19 protein-coding genes are annotated in these 19,574 nt (G+C 53.8%); 12 read left to right on the forward strand and 7 right to left on the reverse strand.

The window, feature by feature from the left end; translation table 11 throughout:
• Positions 1-2: 2 nt before the first annotated feature.
• Positions 3-3,293 (reverse strand): TonB-dependent receptor domain-containing protein, encoded by a 3,291-nt coding sequence (locus SOJ49_RS18335; RefSeq protein ID WP_369855928.1) that lies wholly within the window; start codon positions 3,291-3,293, stop codon positions 3-5.
• 306 nt (positions 3,294-3,599) lie between these two features.
• Here SOJ49_RS18335 and SOJ49_RS18340 point away from each other — a divergent pair, with 306 nt between their 5' ends.
• The 5 genes from SOJ49_RS18340 (at position 3,600) to gmk (ending at position 6,993) form a co-directional block, all read left to right on the forward strand.
• Positions 3,600-4,274 (forward strand): glutathione S-transferase N-terminal domain-containing protein, encoded by a 675-nt coding sequence (locus SOJ49_RS18340; protein WP_369855929.1) that lies wholly within the window; start codon positions 3,600-3,602, stop codon positions 4,272-4,274.
• Between the two features lie 174 nt (positions 4,275-4,448).
• Positions 4,449-5,024 (forward strand): glutathione S-transferase family protein, encoded by a 576-nt coding sequence (locus SOJ49_RS18345; protein ID WP_369855930.1) that lies wholly within the window; start codon positions 4,449-4,451, stop codon positions 5,022-5,024.
• A gap of 118 nt (positions 5,025-5,142) precedes the next feature.
• Positions 5,143-5,403 (forward strand): hypothetical protein, encoded by a 261-nt coding sequence (locus tag SOJ49_RS18350; RefSeq protein WP_369855931.1) that lies wholly within the window; start codon positions 5,143-5,145, stop codon positions 5,401-5,403.
• Positions 5,404-5,733: 330 nt separating this feature from the next.
• Positions 5,734-6,294 (forward strand): AEC family transporter, encoded by a 561-nt coding sequence (locus SOJ49_RS18355; protein WP_369855932.1) that lies wholly within the window; start codon positions 5,734-5,736, stop codon positions 6,292-6,294.
• Positions 6,295-6,366: 72 nt separating this feature from the next.
• Positions 6,367-6,993 (forward strand): guanylate kinase, encoded by a 627-nt coding sequence (gene gmk, locus SOJ49_RS18360; protein ID WP_369855933.1) that lies wholly within the window; start codon positions 6,367-6,369, stop codon positions 6,991-6,993.
• A 2-nt stretch (positions 6,994-6,995) separates the two neighbouring features.
• On the opposite strand, the gene SOJ49_RS18365 is transcribed toward gmk, so the two are convergent.
• Positions 6,996-7,907 (reverse strand): intradiol ring-cleavage dioxygenase, encoded by a 912-nt coding sequence (locus SOJ49_RS18365; RefSeq protein ID WP_369855934.1) that lies wholly within the window; start codon positions 7,905-7,907, stop codon positions 6,996-6,998.
• Between the two features lie 274 nt (positions 7,908-8,181).
• Between SOJ49_RS18365 and rpoZ the strand changes: the two genes are divergently transcribed.
• Entirely contained in the window at positions 8,182-8,412 is a 231-nt protein-coding gene (gene rpoZ / locus SOJ49_RS18370) for a DNA-directed RNA polymerase subunit omega (protein ID WP_369855935.1), read from the forward strand.
• Between the two features lie 35 nt (positions 8,413-8,447).
• Positions 8,448-10,565: a bifunctional GTP diphosphokinase/guanosine-3',5'-bis pyrophosphate 3'-pyrophosphohydrolase gene (spoT, locus tag SOJ49_RS18375; RefSeq protein WP_369855936.1), complete on the forward strand. Its 2,118-nt coding sequence runs from the start codon at positions 8,448-8,450 to the stop codon at positions 10,563-10,565.
• 21 nt (positions 10,566-10,586) lie between these two features.
• Here the strand turns inward: spoT and SOJ49_RS18380 are convergent, their stop codons facing one another.
• Complete coding sequence (locus tag SOJ49_RS18380; protein WP_369855937.1) at positions 10,587-11,435, reverse strand: SDR family oxidoreductase; 849 nt, start codon at positions 11,433-11,435, stop codon at positions 10,587-10,589.
• Between the two features lie 282 nt (positions 11,436-11,717).
• On the opposite strand from SOJ49_RS18380, the gene SOJ49_RS18385 reads away from it, so the two are divergent.
• The 3 genes from SOJ49_RS18385 to SOJ49_RS18395 all read left to right on the forward strand — a co-directional run bounded on the left by SOJ49_RS18385 (position 11,718) and on the right by SOJ49_RS18395 (position 16,191).
• Positions 11,718-12,614, forward strand: a complete 897-nt coding sequence (locus SOJ49_RS18385) for a hydrogen peroxide-inducible genes activator (protein WP_369855938.1) — start codon at positions 11,718-11,720, stop codon at positions 12,612-12,614.
• Between the two features lie 12 nt (positions 12,615-12,626).
• Positions 12,627-14,705, forward strand: a complete 2,079-nt coding sequence (gene recG, locus SOJ49_RS18390) for an ATP-dependent DNA helicase RecG (RefSeq protein ID WP_369855939.1) — start codon at positions 12,627-12,629, stop codon at positions 14,703-14,705.
• 91 nt (positions 14,706-14,796) lie between these two features.
• Positions 14,797-16,191: an HDOD domain-containing protein gene (locus SOJ49_RS18395; protein WP_369855940.1), complete on the forward strand. Its 1,395-nt coding sequence runs from the start codon at positions 14,797-14,799 to the stop codon at positions 16,189-16,191.
• A 135-nt stretch (positions 16,192-16,326) separates the two neighbouring features.
• Here SOJ49_RS18395 and SOJ49_RS18400 read toward each other — a convergent pair whose 3' ends face one another.
• The 4 genes from SOJ49_RS18400 to SOJ49_RS18415 form a co-directional block, all read right to left on the reverse strand.
• Positions 16,327-16,911 (reverse strand): DUF1415 domain-containing protein, encoded by a 585-nt coding sequence (locus tag SOJ49_RS18400; RefSeq protein ID WP_369855941.1) that lies wholly within the window; start codon positions 16,909-16,911, stop codon positions 16,327-16,329.
• A 6-nt stretch (positions 16,912-16,917) separates the two neighbouring features.
• Positions 16,918-17,190, reverse strand: coding sequence for an HU family DNA-binding protein (locus SOJ49_RS18405; protein WP_369855942.1), 273 nt, complete (start codon positions 17,188-17,190; stop codon positions 16,918-16,920).
• Between the two features lie 249 nt (positions 17,191-17,439).
• The gene (locus SOJ49_RS18410; protein WP_369855943.1) at positions 17,440-17,679 is read right to left on the reverse strand and encodes a hypothetical protein; all 240 of its coding nucleotides are present in this window, start codon (positions 17,677-17,679) and stop codon (positions 17,440-17,442) included.
• Between the two features lie 78 nt (positions 17,680-17,757).
• The gene (locus SOJ49_RS18415) at positions 17,758-17,922 is read right to left on the reverse strand and encodes a rubredoxin (RefSeq protein WP_369855944.1); all 165 of its coding nucleotides are present in this window, start codon (positions 17,920-17,922) and stop codon (positions 17,758-17,760) included.
• 147 nt (positions 17,923-18,069) lie between these two features.
• Between SOJ49_RS18415 and SOJ49_RS18420 the strand changes: the two genes are divergently transcribed.
• The gene (locus SOJ49_RS18420; RefSeq protein ID WP_369855945.1) at positions 18,070-18,654 is read left to right on the forward strand and encodes a chorismate lyase; all 585 of its coding nucleotides are present in this window, start codon (positions 18,070-18,072) and stop codon (positions 18,652-18,654) included.
• A gap of 2 nt (positions 18,655-18,656) precedes the next feature.
• Complete coding sequence (ubiA, locus tag SOJ49_RS18425) at positions 18,657-19,562, forward strand: 4-hydroxybenzoate octaprenyltransferase (RefSeq protein WP_369855946.1); 906 nt, start codon at positions 18,657-18,659, stop codon at positions 19,560-19,562.
• Positions 19,563-19,574: the final 12 nt, after the last annotated feature.

The raw sequence follows: 19,574 nt of genomic DNA on the forward strand, positions 1-19,574 counted from the left end.
CACTAAAAGTCGTAGCTGACTTTTAGCTTGTATTTAGGGCCAGACTTATAACTCAAATATGCCACATTGTATTTTTCATAATATTGGCGTTTTTCAGAGTCCAGGATGTTTTCACCTGATAAAGATACCTTTAAATCGTCACCAAAGCGCTTGGTATAGATAATTTTAAGATCATCATAAGGTTCGCTATACACATTGGTGACGTTACTGCCCGCATCTGGTGTTACAATGACCAGTTCTTTCCCTTTGCGGTTAAATACCAAGGTAATTTCCTGGCCGGTTTCAATATGATCGTATCCCAATTGCAAGTTAGCAATGTAGTCTGGCTGGCCTTGTAATGGACGATTCAGATCAGTTTCTTTGGAGTCTTCAGCAAGAGTTACTTCCGATTCGATATCGGTGTAGTTACCCTGAACAAAGAAGGCATGGCTGTAACCCAGGTCAAATTCCGTACGAAAATCCAGCTCCCAACCGCTGACCTTGCCGGAATCGACGTTGACGAAGGTGTAGTAATCGTAGTCATTACCAATGCTGTCGAAAGCGTTTTCGATCGGGTTGTCCATATCTTTACGATAGGCTCCCAAGCTGACGGATTCGGTATCGCTCGGGTACCATTCCAGACGCATATCGTAGTTTTTGATATCCGCAGGTTTCAGATCCGGATTACCTTTATACGCGGTAAGGGTTTCGATATCCCGATAGGTACGCGGTAGCAGCTCGAAGGTTTCTGGCCAGCTGACAGTTTTACTGAAAGCACCACGTAATTGCCAGCGCTCGTTAATAAGCCAGGTAGCCCCCACGGATGGCAAGGTCTTGGTTTCGTCCAGCAGTTCGTACAATGGCTCCGGATTGTAGTAGTACTGGTCGGCTTCTACCTTGAAGGATTCACGACGTACCCCCAAATTAGCGGTGACCGTATTCCACAGGTTCCAATCAGTTTGCAGGTACATGGCGTTGGTGTGTTGTTCAACACGGTACTGATAGCCTTTATCGATACCAATATCATCTTCGTCGTTTAAAGAGCCGCCATAATTAACATATAAACCATTACTACCATTAGTGCCATCACCAACATATTCATCGACAAAGATATCCGCAGGATCAGGATACAAAAGGATATCTTCCCTGGTTCCCTGTTCTAACTTATTATCGCGATAGGAGAATCGGTCTTCATAGCCATCCCGAGTGCGGTCCAATTTGTACAAACCGGCTTTAGCAGTAACGGCAATATTACCCGTTTCGTTAATAGGTAGTTCCAGATCGATACTCGAGGCATTACCATCTTCTTCAGAATACTCCCAAAGATTATAAGCCGTACTATAGCCAATCAAAAGAGCAGGGTCTGAGGTCTGGCTTCCCTGGTAGGTATAGCGCTGGGCATTGGGGCGATCGTATTCGCTGGACGAGCGGGCAACTTGCCAATTGGCCTTAAGGTTACCCAAGATCCCAGAAACTTCGGATATATCAAAATAGTGCTCGCCCCATAGCTGATGACTGACCAACTGCTCTTCTATCCAATCAATACTTTGGGTCTGAAATTTTTCAATACCTGAGTCCACCGCCCAATCACGCGGGTCTTCTGGCAGAACGATATCATTTTGGGCAATCCAGTAACCACTGGCAATATTATATTGGTCTTCAAACTCTGCGGAGCTGGTGGTATGGCGCAGTAAAAGATTGTTTATTCCCAGGGTGTGGTTTTCTGTAATACGCCAATCGGCGTTTAGCATGGCACTGAGGTCAATAATATTATTGGTATCGTAAGTGACCTTGGATGAGGTCAAAGCGATAATATTTTCCTGTTCTCCAGTATCAGAATTATTGACGGTATACAGATCAAAACCATTCTGTATTTTTTCGTCGTTGGTCCATTTATTACTGTAACGGAAAGCTCCAATCACCCCCAGTCGCTGACCGTCTTCTGTCAGCCAGCTGTCACCGCCAGCCAGGCTGAAGGACACGTCAGCGGGCAGATCACCTTTGTAAATACCGTAGTTTTCAAAGGACTCACCCAGGTCTTCACGGTATTGGAGAAATTCTTCGCTATACCCAAGTCCATTACTGCCTGCTGAGTCCGGATCACCAAAGAAATAGGAACCACGCGCCTGTTTGGCAATGTCTGGCATCTCGCGGAAACCATCGTCATAACCGGTCCAGTCACTGCCGCCACTTTCTTTGCTCATATAGCCTTCTTCGCTGTTGGCTTTGCCGTAGCCCAGCGTGGCCGATATTTTGAAGAAGCCTTCGTCCGGCGTTGGCTTGGTTTTCATTTCAATATGGCCTGCAGTGGCAGTGCCAGGCACATCGGCAGTGGCACTTTTTTGCAACGACAGGGTTTGCATAATGCTGGCCGGGAAGATATCCAGCGGCAGATCACGACGGGCCGGATCGGTAGCAGGCAGCACTGCGCCGTTAAAATAAGTGGATTGGTAACGGCTTTTCATACCACGCACAATGGCATAGCGGCTGTCTTCCAAACTGACCCCGACCACCCGTTTAAGCGCCGAGCTGACGGTACTGTCGTCAAAGCGGGCGATCTGGGTAAAGTCCATGGTGTCCATTACCGAGCTGGACATACGTTCCATATCTACCGGGTTGTAGGCTTGATAACTGGACGTTGCGATGACCTCTTCGATGGTGCCGTCGTAGCCGTCATCGCTGCTGGCCATCAGGGTTTCGAGGTTGACTGACAACTGTGACACGACTTTGACGCCGGAGAGCGTCTGGCTGCGATAATCAGGATGTTGCAGGGTCAGACGGTAGTTACCGGCAGGCAGCTCGATGTCGTAGGTGCCGTAGCCGTCTGTACGAGCGCTGACATCGGTTCCTTCTACCGAGATCACCACGTTGGCGATGGCTGCGCCAGTTATGTCGTCGGTGATCGCACCTTCAATCACACCGAACAGAGCGGCATCGTCAGAGCTGACCTGGCCATTGTCGCGGCTCAGCTGACTCAGTGGAATGCGTTTAACGGATTTTTCTGCGCTGGCCACGCCGCTGGTTTTGCTGATGCTAACGAACGCTGCTTCGTCGCTGTCCAGTGTAAAGCTGACGGGTATACGCGTACCCGCCGCTTCAACCACCAGCGCCTTGCGGCCGCCATCGAGATTGTCGATCCAGAAGCTGCCATTGGCGTCGGTACGGCCCAGTTCCTGACCATCCTCCAGTACGATGGCATCACCCACCGGTTGACCATCCATGACAAAATCTACTTTGATGCCCGCTGCCCACAGCGGACTGGCGATCAGCAGCCCTAACGTGCCGGTGATTAGCCGAGTATGTCCAGCCCTCATTACGTCTCTTCCCTTTTGATAAAAGATAAAAGTTTGTGAACACAGCCGAGCTGCGCCCCCAAGGAACAGAGCTAAAGACGGGATTTTGATGGGGTGGCGACATTAAGTTTTTGTGACTGCGCGCAGGAGCATGGAAACGGGGGGGATGAAACGAGAACCAACTGGCCCCACGCTCCGTGTGATAGCCCAAGGCGACGACAACAGCCACTGTTGCACCAAAGCGTTCGGCAGTGATCAATGCCGCTCAGGAACCAACCCCAGCGCGGAGTGCCACAAAGGTGTTCATTAAAAAAGAGGATCAGCACCATGCTTGACGAATTTCCGATTACCCAACGCTGGCCTGCCAATAATCCCGATATTATCCAGCTCTATAGCGTCGATACGCCGAATGGCCTGAAGGTATCGGCAATGCTGGAAGAGACCGGCCTGCCCTACGAGAAACACAGCCTCAGTTTCAGTCATGCTGACCAGCACAGCCCGGAGTTTCTTGCGTTAAACCCGAACAACAAGATTCCGGCCATCATCGATCCCCACGGCCCGGACGGCAAACCGTTGGCGCTATGGGAAAGTGGCGCCATTTTGTTGTATCTGGCGGAGAAGAGCGGTCGTTTCCTGCCTACCGGCCGCCATGCCCGTTATGAAACGATCCAATGGTTGATGTGGCAGATGGGCGGTGTTGGCCCGATGTTCGGCCAATTTGGTTTCTTCCAGAAATTTGGCGGTGCGGATTGGGAGGACAAGCGGGCGCTGGCCCGTTATCAGGATGAAACCGGCCGTCTGCTCAAGGTGCTGAACCAGCGCCTGAGCGATCATCGGTACGTGATGGGTGATAATTACAGCATCGCGGATATATGGGTCAGGGCGCTCAGCAAGGTGTATGACGCCAAACAGGTGCTGGAGCTGGAATCTTACCACCACGTCACCCAATGGCTGAATCTGTGTATGGAGCGCACCGGTAGCGTGGCGGTACTGACGCCCTGATTGGCCGCAACGAGTTTAATAAAGAAGCGGGGCTGTCCTGCAACGTCAATCCATTGCATGATATTGCCTGGCAACGTTTTATTGCTTGAGGGACATTTATTTAATCCGGTAGCCCAGAGTGAGCACCGGATTAAATATATGTCCCCTTGAGCGTTATATTTTCAGGAGATTTTCATGACGATGACTCTGTACGGCAGCCTGGCTTCCCCCTTTGTGCGACGCATCAGAATGCAGCTGGAGGGTACGGAATACCAACTCCAGCCAGTCAACATTCTGACAGACGAAGACCGGGCATCGTTCGCCACCATTACTCCGATCCGCAAAATGCCGGTGCTGGAAGATAACGGCAGCCGTATTTTCGACTCCCACGTGATTCACCACTACCTGCAAAAACGCTTGCAGCAGCCGGAGCTGACGCTTGCACAGGCGAATCAGGTCAGCGTGATCGATGCGGTGACCGACTCCATGGTCATCCTGTTAATGAGCAAGCGCTCTGAGCTGCCAGTCGCAGAGGATCGCCTGATCTTCAAACTGCAACGGGAACGTATTGAGGATTCCCTCGGCTGGCTCGATCAGCAAGCGGCCACAGGTCAGCTTGATGCCTGGAATTACGCGGCAATTTGTATCGTGTGCCTGGTTGACTGGATTCTGTTCCGCGAGCTGCACACCTTGACGGATTACCCCAATCTGGTGGCTGCAGCCCGCCAGTTTGATCACCGGGATATTTGCGCCAGCACCCGCCCGCGGTAATCAGCCTGGATTATCAACGGCCGAGCAAGTGAACCGCCCGCGAACTAACCGTACGCAGATAGATTGTCTGCCGCCTGCTAGAATACGGCTCCGATCGTTGTCGTACGGTAAATGTTCCATGCTTCAGGCTCTTGCCAGTGCCCTCACCCCGATTTTTTTGCTGATGCTATTAGGCATCTTGTTAAGCAGAAAAACCGATTATCTCGACAGCCCGACACTGGGTGCCCTGGTCAGTCATATTGGTGTACCAGCCTTACTGCTGACGTCCGTCCTGTCGATGAAAATGGATGTGCTGGGCATGGCCAAGCTGGTCGGTACGACCGTGTTGATTCTGGCAATAGTTGCCGTCGTGACCCAGGGGGCGCTCTCAATTAGTTAACGCGTCCTGTTATGGAGAAAAAATCCATCAGGCAAGGCGTTGAACGCAGAGAATGGTGGGCCCTTTTCAAGTTCAACAACACCGCATGATGGATTTTTAACCATAACCCTTCGGGCTGAGGCCTGTTGACTCCAGAACGGTGTTATTCGTCGCTTATTGAGCACGCTAAACCACACTCCTCATGCCTTGTTCTGAAGCCAACGGGCTCTCAGCAGGTCCGATTGACCAATTGAGAACGCCCCCTAGATATTTCTGCGTCTGATTGGCCAAAGTCCGCGCTTCTATTTACCACCGCTAACCAATCCGAATACAGGCAATCTGGGTATTCCGGTGTGTTACGCCCTGTTTGGGGATGAAGGTCTGGCCGCCGCCGTGGTGATCTCTTCAGTGGTACAAATCAGCCACTTTACCTTGGGTGTAGGCTGTATGTCGGGGGACTTTTCTCCGCGTCAGCTGATCAAAAACGGGCCGATTCTGGCATTGATCATCGGTGCCGCGGTGTTGTCTCTTGGGCTGTCGTTGCCGGATCCAGTAATGAAAACCCTGTCGATGCTCGGCGGCATTACCTTACCCATTATGTTGATGCTACTGGGCCGTTCCGTAGCACAGTTGAGCTGGTCGGATCGATCGGCATTCGGTCGTACCTTGCTGTTTTCTGCCTGGCGCCCATTCATCGGAGTCGCGGTGGCCTTGTTGGTTACCCGGATCGTGCCACTATCCGAGACCGAAACCCTGACCATGCTGGTGCAGCAAGCGATGCCCATGGCCGTCATCAGTTACATGTTGACAGCGCGTTACAAAGGCCCTGCCGATGAAGTGGCCATGATGATTCTGCTGTCCATGCCCTTTTCGCTACTGGTTGTCAGCGGTATCTGGTGGGTGGCCAACTGACCGCAAACAAGCCTGACCAACAGATTTTGATATACTGGCTGAATTCCCGAACCAGCAAGAAGACTTTCCCTGATGATTGGCACTCTGTTTATTTTCTCCGCCCCCTCTGGCGCCGGTAAAACCAGCCTGGTCAATGCCTTGCTGAAAACCACGCCCTATATCGGTGTATCGGTATCCCACACCACTCGTACACCTCGCCCTGGCGAAGACAATGGCGTTGCCTACCACTTTGTCAATGTCGATGAGTTTCAGCAAATGATTGGCGAAGGGGCGTTTCTGGAACACGCCCAGGTATTCGATAATTTCTACGGCACCTCCCAACGCTGGGTCGAAAGCGAACTGGCCGAAGGCCGCGATGTGATCCTGGAGATCGACTGGCAGGGCGCGCAACAGGTACGCAAACTGATGCCGGAAGCGGTTTCCGTCTTTATTGCGCCACCATCCATCAGTGCCTTGCGTCAACGTCTGCAAGGCCGTGGCCAGGATGACGCAGCCACCATCAATCGCCGGATGCGCGATGCCCAGTCAGAAATGAGCCATTACGGCGAATACGATTACCTGATCATTAACGACGATTTCAACAACACGCTGGAAGAACTCTGCGCTATCGTGATTGCCCGCCGTCATCGCATCGAAGCCCAGCAAGCACGGCATGCCGATACACTGACGGCGCTGCTTCAGGGTGATACTCACGCCTGAAATCAAGCGTTAATCATCAGCGTTTTCCATGCCAGCATCGAGCCATCCGACATTTTATGGGTATCGAGCAAATACTCCTCATAGCCAGATGACGGGAAGACAGTATCGTTATAATTGTGCGTGTCTGGCGTTCCCCGGCTACTGTATTCAGCGTGACTGGTGAGAATGTCATCGACCAGGTCATCCACAAAACCCACCTGCGACGTTACGTAGCTGGTATTGTTAATGCTAACAATAAAATGAATGTGCACCGCTCGGCTGCTGTACCAGCCCGGAAAGCAGGTACTGAACCAGACGACACCATCGGCATCGGTTGTCTGAGTGCCACGAAAGAAATCGTTGCTGGTATATTCGCTATCGCCCCCAGTACAAAAATTTACCGACTGCATCGCATCGCCCGAGTACACCCCAAGGCGGTCGCAGTGCCAAATATCGACTACCGCTCCGGCAACCGGATCGCAATTAGCATCCACCAGCCGGAAACACAATCGAGTTGGCAAGCCGACCCGACCTTCGGATATGTCTTCCCGCGCCACGGTGTCGGAATAACACGGCCCTGCCGTGGTCTGACTGGTCAGATCACAGGTATTGCCATAACCTGCATCAAAAGGGTTCGGGTATTCTGCCGACATGCTGTCGGTGCCACCGGAAGCCCAGTCGATTGCTGAATTATCCTGTGCCAGCGACTCATCTGAGGCAACACTGTCACTGTCAGACGAAGTATCGGTTGATGAATCAGAATCGCTCTCCGCTAAATCAGTAGTATCCGTACGACTGTCAGAGTCCGATACTGACTCCGAACCACCACATCCAACCAGGCCGGTGACCGGTAGCGTAATGGCCAGAGACGCAGCCAGAGATGTCGCCCGCGCCAGCAATCGGCGACGGCTGAGAATTTTGACCGTTGGTATCAAGGTAACCTCACTTTCATTCTCTGCTTGCAACAGAGATGGACTTTGGTGGGCTTACTCTGTCTGAAAACCCGATGTTTTTGATAATCGCATATTGTCGCCAACAGCTCTGCAACCCTTGCCAGTACTGACCAAATCCTACAAGCGCTGATATAACCCGACAATTTAATACCCGGTTGACCCGCATGATCACCAACAAAGCAGCTTCCATATCCAAGAAAATCAGTTAAAATGCCCGGTTCTACCGATTTCTCATCTGACGGGAACTTTGAATTTTATGGCACGCGTAACTGTTGAAGATTGTCTGACCAACGTTGATAACCGCTTCGAATTGGTAATGCTTGCGACCAAGCGCGCGCGCCAACTCGCAGTCGAAGGCTTTGAGCCACTGGTACCGGAAGAGAACGACAAGCCGACCGTTATTGCCCTGCGCGAAATTTCAGCGGAGCTGGTCACTCCAGCGACGATCGCGGCACAGGAAGAGGCAGCCAAAGCCGAGCAGTACTAAGTCCACGACAGCGCATCAACCCTTCGGAGACCCTCATGCCCACTCTTGATGCCTTGTCCGAACGACTGTCGCATTACCTCAGCCGCCAGCAAATCCAGCAGGTGCGCCGGGCTTACTACTACGCCGAGCAGGCCCATGACGGCCAGCGTCGGCGCAGTGGTGAACCCTACATTATTCATCCTCTGGCAGTCGCCAGCATCCTCGCCGACATGCACCTGGATCACCAGAGCCTGATGGCGGCCATGCTGCACGATGTGATCGAGGACACAGGCGTTCCCAAGCCTGCGCTGGCCACCCAATTTGGCGATGTGGTGACGGATCTGGTGGATGGTGTCTCCAAACTGACGCACATCCATTTTGAAGACAAAGAGCAGCAACAAGCCGAAAATTTCCAGAAGATGGCCATGGCCATGGCGAAAGACATTCGCGTGATTCTGGTCAAGCTCGCCGACCGTTTGCATAACATGCGGACACTTGGGCCGCTGCGTCCCGACAAGCGCCGCCGCATTGCCCGTGAAACCCTGGACATCTATTCTCCTATTGCGCACAGGCTGGGTCTCAACAGCATCCGTGTCGAAATGGAAGACCTCTGCTTTGAAGCCATGCATCCGATGCGCTCAGAGCTGATTCGCAAAGCCGTCAAGAACCACCGTGGCCGCCACGCCGAAATTATTTCGCAGATTTCAAGCAGCATTCGCGGCCGCCTGAGCGAGTACAACATCTCGGCCCGAGTGGTGGGCCGTGAAAAGCATCTGTACAGCATCTACAGCAAGATGGCGAAGTCGAAGAAAAAAGACATCGATGAAATCATGGATGTTTATGGCTTCCGTATCATCACCGATGAAGTCGATACCTGCTATCGCATCCTCGGGCTGATGCACAGCCTCTACAAGCCGATTTCTGGCCGTTTCAAGGACTACGTCGCCATTCCCAAGGCGAACGGTTACCAGTCGCTCCACACCACGCTGTTTAACGCTGGCAACGTCCCCATCGAAATCCAGATTCGTACCGAAGAAATGGATGCCATGGCCAACTATGGCATTGCTGCGCATTGGTTGTATAAATCCGAAAGTGATCAGACCAGTGGCTCCCAGCGGGCGCGCCAATGGGTGCAGAACCTGCTGGAGCTGCAAAAAAACGCGGGCAGTCCGCTGGAGTTTGTCGAGCACGTCAAGGTCGACCTGTTTCCCGATGAGATCTACGTCTTCACCCCAAAAGGCAAGATTCTTACCTTGCCAGCCGGTGCCACCGCTATTGATTTTGCCTACGCCGTGCATACCGATGTTGGCAACCAGTGCATTGCCTGTCGCATCGATCGGCAACTGTCACCGCTCAGCGCCAAGCTGCAAAGTGGTCAGACGATACAGGTGGTGACCGCTCCCAATGCCCAACCGAATCCAGCCTGGCTTAATTTTGTTGTCTCCGGCAAGGCACGTTCCAATATCCGCAGCTATCTGAAAAACCAGCGCCGCTCGGAATCCGTGGCTCTGGGTGAACGGCTGCTAAATAAAGCACTGGCCGGGCTCGACAAGTCGTTGGCCGATGTTGATCGCGACCAGATCGATCTGGTGCTGAAAGAAACCGGTCTGGAACAGTTTGACGATCTGCTTGAAGAAATTGGTTCAGGCAATCGCATGGCACCACTGATGGCACGACGTTTCCTGGCCGCTTATCGGGGCACCGATATCGATCTGCAAGCCAGCGCAGAACGTCCCCTTTCTATTCGTGGTACCGAGGGCCTGGTAGTCAGTTTCGCCAAATGTTGCAGCCCCATCCCTGGCGACCCGATTCTCGGCCACGTCAGCTCTGGCAAGGGTCTGGTGGTACACACAGAAACCTGCCGCAATATTGAAGATTTTCGTAATAACCCGGAAAAGTGCGTCACCCTCAGCTGGGAAAAAGACATCGACAGCGAGTTTACCGTCACTCTCAAGGTCTATATGGAAAACCGCCGTGGTCTGATTGTTGATCTCGCCAGTGCCATTCACATGGCGGATGCCAGTATCGACAAGATCAGTGTCGAGGAACGCGATGCCCGCCTCAGCGTTACTCAGCTAAAGGTCAATATTCAGGGGCGCAAACACTTGGCGCGGGTCATCCGCAAGTTACGTAACGTTGCCGGTGTTAACAAAATAGTCAGACTGAAAAACTGACCTGACGTTTTTGCCTGGCTCTCATTCGTAACCCAGCTCACTCAGCATAACGTCATACCCTTCCCGGTAGTTACTGAAGCGAAATACGTAGCCCAACGCCTTGAGGCGATCGTTACGACAACGGCGATTGGCCCGCCGCGTGACTTCTGGCATATCGTGATCCGGATCCACTTCAGCAATACGATCCTTCAGCCATTCCAACACATCAAACAAGGTGGCAGGCTCATCGTCGGTCGCCAGATACAACGTCTCCAACGGCTCACCAGCCAAGGCTTTTTCGCACAGTAACGCCAGTACCCCAACGCAGTCATCACGATGGATGCGATTGGTCCACACCGGTGGCTCAGGGTCGCAATGGCCACCATGACGCGCCTGCTCAATCAGCCGATTACGACCGGGGCCATAGATGCCGGTAAAACGGACGGCTGTACTCTCAAAACGACTGTCTTGCAGTACTTGCTCGGCTTGTAACAGCTCCTTGCCGGCAAAGGAATGAGGCGCGGTCGCCGAGGTTTCATCGACCCATTCGCCATCCATCTGATGATACACACTGGAGCTGGATACAAAGATAAAGCGCCGCAAACGTTGATCTGCCAAGGCCTGCAAAACATGCCGTACCCCGTTGACGTAATAGTCGTGATAGCCCTCTTTCGAAAACACTGGCGATGCCACGCTGTATATCACCAGATCAAGATCCGCTGGTAACTCCTGTAGTGTTTCCGGGTCGGTCACATCGGCCTGTAACCATTGCAGGTTAGCGCTGTTTGCTCCGCCACTACGCCGCAAACCCCACACCTGATGGTGCTGAGCCAGTTGCATGGCCAGCGTGCCGCCAACATCGCCTGCACCCACAATCAGAATACGTGCCATCAAATTCTCCTGGTGATCAAACTGCTACTGAGCGTTGTCTGGTACATCGATCAGCCCGCCGACCACGGCAAGCCGGGCAGAGGCCGTGTAACACAAGCGACCGATAACGCCACCGGGGGTAAATTCAGCGGTTCCGCTTTTCCACCCTCTCGTGCGAACGTATTTTTACCTGTTTACTATATTAGTCAACGCCTGAGCACGATCCCGCAGTTCAGGCTTTTACTCCGCCCGTTCCATAGGTAGACTAAATCAAACTTAAAATAGCCATGAAGGCAGCCAATTATGACCCTGACCGAACTCAAGTACATCGTGACGCTCGCCCAGGAGAAACACTTCGGCCGAGCTGCCGAGAAGTGTTTTGTCAGTCAACCCACCCTCAGTGTCGCCATCAAGAAGCTGGAAGGTGAACTGGATATTGCTATTTTCGAACGCAGTAAAAGTGCGGTCTCAATCACGCCCATTGGCGAACGTATCGTCGCCCAGGCACAACGGGTGTTAGAGGAAGCCAGAACCATTCGTGAATTGGCCAGTTCCGGCAAGGATCAACTCAGCTCACCGCTCAAGATTGGCGCAATTTTCACCATCGGCCCCTATCTGTTTCCGCATTTGGTGCCACAGATCCACCAGCGTGCGCCAACCATGCCACTGTATCTGGAAGAAAACTATACCGGAGTATTGCGGCGTCAGCTGCGCGACGGCGATCTCGATGCCATCATTGTAGCGCTTCCATTTAATGAGCCGGATGTACTGACCCGTCCTCTCTATGATGAAAATTTTGTCGTGGTGTTACCAAAGAACCATCCGTGGAAATCCCAGCAAACCATCACCCCCGACCAACTGGCCGATGAAGATCTGTTGATGCTCGGCGAAGGCCATTGCTTTCGCGATCAGGTGTTCGAATATTGTCCGGTGCTCGGCCACAAGCACCATACCCGCCTTGGTAGCGTACTGGAGGGCAGTTCACTGGAAACCCTGAAGCACATGGTGGCGTCTGGACTGGGTATTACGGTGTTGCCGGAAAGCGCGGTGAACAACCTTGATCTCACCCTGGTAATCACCCGCCCGTTCACCAATCCGCAGCCATTTCGTACCGTTGCACTGGCCTGGCGGGCCAGCTTTCCACGCGGACAAGCCGTCGATTTGCTGCTGGATACCGCACGTCAGTGCCGTATTAGCTAAGCCCATCCCGCTATGGACAAACAGCTTGATCTGACCCGGCTCAAGGGTGTCGGCCCAAAACTGCGAGAACAGCTACAACGGCTGAATATTCACTCGCTGGCCGATTTGATGTTCCACCTGCCCTTCCGCTACGAAGATCGCAGTCGTATCCAGATGATTGGCAGCTTGCAACATCAGCAACCGGCTGTGATTCAGGGAGAAGTGCGGTCGGCCGATGTACTGTTCGGCAAGCGCCGCAGTCTGCTGGTAAAAATTGCCGACCATAGCGGCGTATTAAGCATTCGTTTCTATCACTTCAATGCCGCACAGAAAAGCCAGTTCCGGCGCGGCGCACTGGTACGCTGTTATGGTGAAGCCCGCCGTGGTGCCAGCGGGCTGGAACTTTACCACCCGGAATACCAACTGCTGGAAAACAGTCTGGATGACCTGCCAGAACCGCAGCTGACCCCCGTGTACCCCACCACCGAAGGTATCAGCCAACAGCGTATCCGCTTGCTGATGGAGCAGGCGCTGGAGTGGCTGGCAGCCAACAACATTCCACTGGACGATTTGTTACCACTCGACTGGCTGCAACAATGGGGGCTGCCATCGCTCAAACAGGCATTGCTGTTTTTGCACCGCCCACCCCGAGAAGTAGAATTGGCCGAAATGGCCAGTGGCCACCACCCGGCTCAGCGTCGGCTGATTCTCGAAGAATTACTCGCGCATCAACTGTCAATGCAACGCTTGCGCTCAAAGTTGCAACAGCAAGGTGCACCCGCCATTCAGGACACCTGGACGTTGCACAATGCGCTGCTCGAACAGCTGCCGTTTACTCCTACCCGCGCCCAGCAACGGGTAACAGCGGACATTGTTACCGACCTCGCCCAGCCACTGCCAATGCTGCGGCTGATACAGGGAGATGTCGGGTCTGGTAAAACACTGGTCGCGGCACTGGCAGCCTGTCATGTGTTAGAGGCGGACTTTCAGGTCGCGCTGATGGCACCGACGGAAATCCTCGCGGAACAGCACTTTCAGAACTTGAGCGGCTGGTTCGAGCCGTTAGGTATTCATTGTGGCTGGCTGGCCGGTAAAACCAAGGGCAAGGCCCGAGTCGCTGCACTGGAGTCCATCGCCAGCGGCCAAGCCAGGCTGATTGTAGGCACTCATGCCCTGTTTCAGGATGAGGTACAGTTTCATCGCCTCGGCTTGGTGATTGTAGATGAGCAACATCGCTTTGGTGTCCACCAGCGCCTGGCATTAAAAGAAAAGGGTAACCTCGGCGGCTTCTCCCCTCACCAGTTGATTATGACCGCAACCCCTATTCCCCGTACTCTGGCGATGAGTGCTTATGCAGATCTGGACACGTCGATCATTGATGAACTGCCACCTGGTCGTACCCCTATCACCACGGTGGCGGTGTCTGACCAGCGCCGCGAGGAAGTGATTCAGCGCGTCGATAACGCCTGTCGTGAGCAGGCCCAGGCGTACTGGGTGTGTACCTTGATTGAAGAAAGCGAAGCCTTGCAATGCCAGGCCGCAGAAAACACCGCCGCCGAGCTGGCCGAACAACTGTCCCATCTGCGTATCGGGTTAGTACACGGGCGTATGAAAACCAGCGAAAAAGCCGCCATAATGGCCGCCTTCAAAGCTCACGAGCTGGATCTGCTGGTCGCCACCACCGTGATCGAGGTGGGGGTTGATGTGCCCAATGCCAGCCTGATGGTGATCGAAAACCCGGAGCGCCTGGGCTTGGCACAACTGCACCAGCTACGTGGCCGCGTCGGCCGTGGTTCCCTCGCCAGCCATTGTGTATTGCTGTACAAGGCGCCGTTGTCACTCACCAGCAAGCAACGCCTGCAAGTGATGCGTGAAAGTCAGGACGGTTTTTATATTGCCGAACAGGATCTGATGTTGCGCGGGCCGGGCGAAGTACTTGGCACCCGCCAGACCGGACTGCAAATGTTGCGGGTGGCCGACTTGCAACGCGATGCCGAACTGCTCCCCCAGGTACGGGAGATGGCAACCCAGCTCTGGCAGCAGCATCCTGAACGGGTCGAGCCGTTGATCCTGCGCTGGCTCGGAGATGCCGAACGTTATGCCGCAGTATAAGCCGTTCATGATCCGTTGATTGTTCAGCACGGGCAAAGACGACTATCTGATCTATATTGTCTGTACTAACACTGAAATCAACGGAGTGGTCATGGCGTTTCTGGCCTCAGTTAAAAAGGCACTCGGGCAATGGAATATTCATCACACAACCAGCGACGACACAACGGGTGATCCAACCATGATCATGGATAGTGCAACGCCAGCGCCTGGCAGCCTGGCAAAAGTTATTTTTCTGAAAGATGTCCACGGCAGAGTACAGGTGCTGATTCCATCCAATCGGCTACTGGATCTGAACCAGCTGGCACATCAGCTGGGACGGCAATTTACTGCCCTGTCACCGGATGAATTGCAAGCGCTGAAGCAAAAACTGGGGCTTGATGACTCTCCTGCGCTGCCACAACTGACCCAGATAGAAAGCCTGATTGATCACTCATTGCTGGAGCTGGATGAGCTGTATATACAGTCCAGTACGACCAACACTTGTCTGCGCTTGCCTGCGGATCAATTCCGGGCACTCACCACACGTTCGCATATTGGCCATTATTCGGCCCCGATCCAGACCGACCTGTATCATGCGACCACCGCAGAAGATACCAATGACATCAACGCTGCCGTACGGCAATTCACTCCATTGCGTATTCAGCAGCGCCTGCAAGACACCCTCGATTTGCCGCCACTGCCAGAAACCGCTCGCCGTATCATTGAATTGCGGATCGATCCTAATGCCGACACGGTATCGTTGGCACAGGCCGTTGAACTGGATCCCAGCATGAGTGCCCAGATCCTCAGCTGGGCCCGTTCACCCTACTATCGATCCAGAGGCAATATTACCACGGTCGAAGAAGCCGTCTTACGAGTGCTAGGGTTTGACCTGGTGATGAACCTGGCTCTCGGCCTGGCGCTGGGGCGCAGCCTTGATGTGCCTCGTGAAGGCCCGAAAGGCTACACTCCTTTTTGGCAACAAGCCGTACTGGGGGCCGCTTTGGCCAGCGACCTGGCCCGCCGTTGCAAGTTAAAAAACCGCCCGGATAGTGGCCTCGCCTATCTCTGCGGACTGCTGCATAACTTTGGTTTTCTGGTACTGGCGCACGTCTTTCCGCCGCAATTTTCGCTGATAAATCGCCATATAGAAGCCAATCCTCATATCAATCGCTGCTATATCGAGCGCCACCTGCTGGCGCTTACCCGCGAACAGATCGCCGCCAGCTTGCTGCAGCAGTGGGATCTGCCGGAAGAAGTCGTGGTCGCCTTGCGTCAGCAACATAATCCCCACTACGACGGTGAACACGCCGTTTACGCCCGGATTCTGAACGTCACCACTCGCAGCTTACGCGCCCACGGTTATGGTGATGGCCCGCAAGAAGCCCTCGACCCGGACACGCTCAGCGCGCTGGGTCTGAGTGACAATGCTGCCGGAGAGGCGACCGAAGAGCTGGTCTCCCATGTTGGGGAATTAAGCGATTTGGTGCAGGCACTGTCGGCCTAGGCGTCACTTGTCACTCACCGGTCACTTGTCTCTCGCAGTGAATAGTCAAGTGTTGCGGTTAATCGTTGAATTCAGGTGTGAATTCCACATCGTTTGATCAGAAGAGCCACAGCCATCAGGGGTAACCTGCACCGACTACTCCTGCGGCGAACACCGGCCCGCAGGTTGATCAGACAGTACGGCGGTATCCGCCAGCGCCGGCATTAATGCCAGCACACCCTGAATACCCAAGCGTCGCAGATGTTTCTGGTTACGCACGGGAATACGCTCAGGGAAGGGCACCGACGCCAGCGCCTGTTCAATATGTGCTTCACGAATAATGTGCAGCATGGGAAAGGGTGATCGATTGGTGAAGTTGCCTGGATCATCCAGCGGTTCACCATCAAAACAGTAGTTGGGATGAAATGTGGCCAGTTGTAACAGGCCTTCATACCCCATTTGTACCAGTAACTGCTCGCAAATCAGGCTCCAGTTCCAGTATTCATCAAATTCCTTGACCAACCCTGGCACTACAAACAGGGCAGTTGGCAGTGCATCCGCATCGGCCCTGGCCACTTCGGTGAGTAAATCCATAAACTCCGCAGTGGCCTGATCAAGATCCGGATGCTCGCAGACGTCAATCCGCAGACCTGGCATCACTGGCTCGGCAAAAGGACACAGTCCTTCACCTACCACCAGCAGTTCGACCCAGCGTCGGGTGAGCGTTGCGGCATCCGTCATGGCGACTTACTGCACCGAGTCTTTCAGCGCCTTGCCAGGCTTGAACGCAGGTACTTTGGCGGCAGCAATGGTAATTGGCTCGCCGGTCTGCGGGTTTTTACCCTGACGCTCAGCGCGCTGACGCACCTCAAACGTACCAAAGCCGATCAGGCTTACGTTGTCGCCTTCAGCCAACGCCTGGGCAATACGATCGGTCACCACGGTGATGATTTCTGTCGCTTTTTCCTTGCTCAGGTCGGTTTTTTCAGCAATGGCTGCCGCCAGTTCTGGTTTACGCATGGAGTTGAATCCTCTCAATAAGTTGGGCATAACGCCCGGATTGTACAGGCCTGCAGCGCAGGCTCAGAAAAACAGTGGTTATCGGTCAATCGGTATTGGAATACGGCTTGTTCGTCAGCGCCGCATGCGCTAAAGCATAGTCGAGCAATCAAGGCATGAATCCTGAAATTCTGCTATATACCACGATCATCAATATCAAGATGCTGATACGCTTCATGGTTTGTCAGCAAGGCAGCAATCTCCCATCACTCAGGCGTCCGTCGCCAGCATCAGCCGCTCAAACACAAAACGCCCCAGTGGTGTCTCAAGGTTGCCGTTGAGCCGGTCGATCTCGGTGACACGAGTATTATTCAGTACGGCGATGCCCAGCGTATCTGCCATCTCGGCGGCACTGGCCTGCAGCAGTTGCCCGCCGTCAGGGCAAATCAGCAGTACTGTGGCGTCTGCGTTACGCTGGCGGTATTCGCGAGCCAAACGGTAGCCTGCCATTCCGGCACCCAGAATGATCAATGACCAAGGGGCTTCAGGGAGAGTGACCGGGGATGAAGGAGAGACAGGAGCCAATGATCAAATCTCGATCATTTCAAAGTCGTCTTTGCCAACACCACAATCCGGGCAGGTAAAGTCATCCGGTACATCCTCCCAGCAAGTCCCTGGTGGAATACCTTCTTCCGGTGCGCCTTCGGCTTCATCATAAATCCAGCCACACACCACGCACTGCCACTTTTTCATGCAAATACCTGTCAATCGCTTGTTTACCCGCCGTTTATCACTCGTGTCAGCGGTAAAGGCGCCTAAGCTACTGGCCAACCCGGATAAAATCAATGGACAGGGCAATCCTCTTGCCAGTAAATGCGATTTGCCGCATGCTGCGCCGCCATGAAAAGCACTACACCCCGATACCACGCCCGGCTGTTGGCAACCGCGCCTCGCTGGAGTGGACGTTTTCAAACTGCGCTGGCGGGCATTCCCCGACCCTGGCGCTACTGGCTTGATGACGCCGGATCGCTGACCAAACGTTTGCAGGCGCTGAATCCCGCTGAGTTTTCGGTCGATGTCGTCAGACAATATCACGGCCCAGCCTTGCCCTCTGAATGTGCCGACCTGAAATTGCGCTGGCGGCAACCGGTATGGGTACGCGAAGTATCACTGCGCCAGGGGCAATACGAGCTGGTAAGAGCCCGTACCGTCATTCCCTTGACCAGCCTGGCAAGGGTTGGTCAGCCAATTCGTCATCTTGGCAATCGTTCTCTTGGCAGCTACTTATTCAGCCAGGCCAGCTTGCGCCGACAACCATTGAAGTTCAGTCAAGCCTGTCAACCGGTAACCGACAGTGCGCATTGTTTTTGCTGGACAAGGCGCTCCGTGTTTACAATCAACGGTGCGCCTCTACTGGTAACGGAGGCGTTCTCTTCGCTACTGCTATCACCACGCTTCCATTCGCCAGACGACACAAGGCATTGATTATGCAATCACCTCTGTCTGCCACACTCGATAAACTCTGGCCACGCTGGCATCAGTGGATTCAGCTGACCCGGCTGAACAAACCGGTCGGTTCCTACCTGCTGTTATGGCCGATGCTATGGGCGCTATGGGTGGCCGCCGAAGGTTTGCCATCGATTGCCAACCTGGTGATTTTTACCCTCGGAGTATTTGTGATGCGCTCCGCCGGTTGTGTCATCAACGACTACGCCGATCGTCATATCGACCGCCACGTCAAACGCACGCAGGATCGGCCCCTGACGCAGGGCCGCATAGCCGACCGCGAGGCGCTGATCGGTTTTGTTATGCTCTGTCTGATCGGCTTGCTGCTGGTGTTAATGACCAATACCCTGACCCTCTGGCTGTCACTCGGCGGGGTTGCTCTGGCAGCACTTTATCCTTACATGAAACGCCACACGCACCTGCCACAGGTGTTTCTCGGAGCTGCGTTCTCCTGGGCAATTCCCATGGCGTTCGCTGCGCAAGCCAATGAACTGACATCCCTCTGCTGGCTGTTATTTATTGCTAACGTCTGCTGGACCGTCGGCTATGACACCATTTATGCCATGGTCGACCGCGACGATGATCTGTTGATCGGTGTCAAAAGCACCGCAATCCTGTTTGGTGATCTGGACGTCACCATGATTGCCATTCTTTATGGCATGGCGCATTTTTGTCTGCTACTGACAGGCAGCCAATTAGACGCAGGGTGGCCATTCTACCTCGCCTGGTTAATTGCAGGTGGTTATTTGTGGTGGCAATTACGTGCCATCCGCAGCCGTGAGCGTATGGCCTGTTTAAAGGAGTTTCTGGCAGCTCACTGGTATGGCGCGATTATTTGGGTTGGCCTGGTGCTGAACTACGCCCTGGCGACGCCATCTTTGCCCTGATCAGGCAATATG

Source organism: Candidatus Thalassolituus haligoni, assembly GCF_041222825.1.
Taxonomy (GTDB): Bacteria; Pseudomonadota; Gammaproteobacteria; order Pseudomonadales; family Oceanobacteraceae; genus Oceanobacter; species Oceanobacter antarcticus.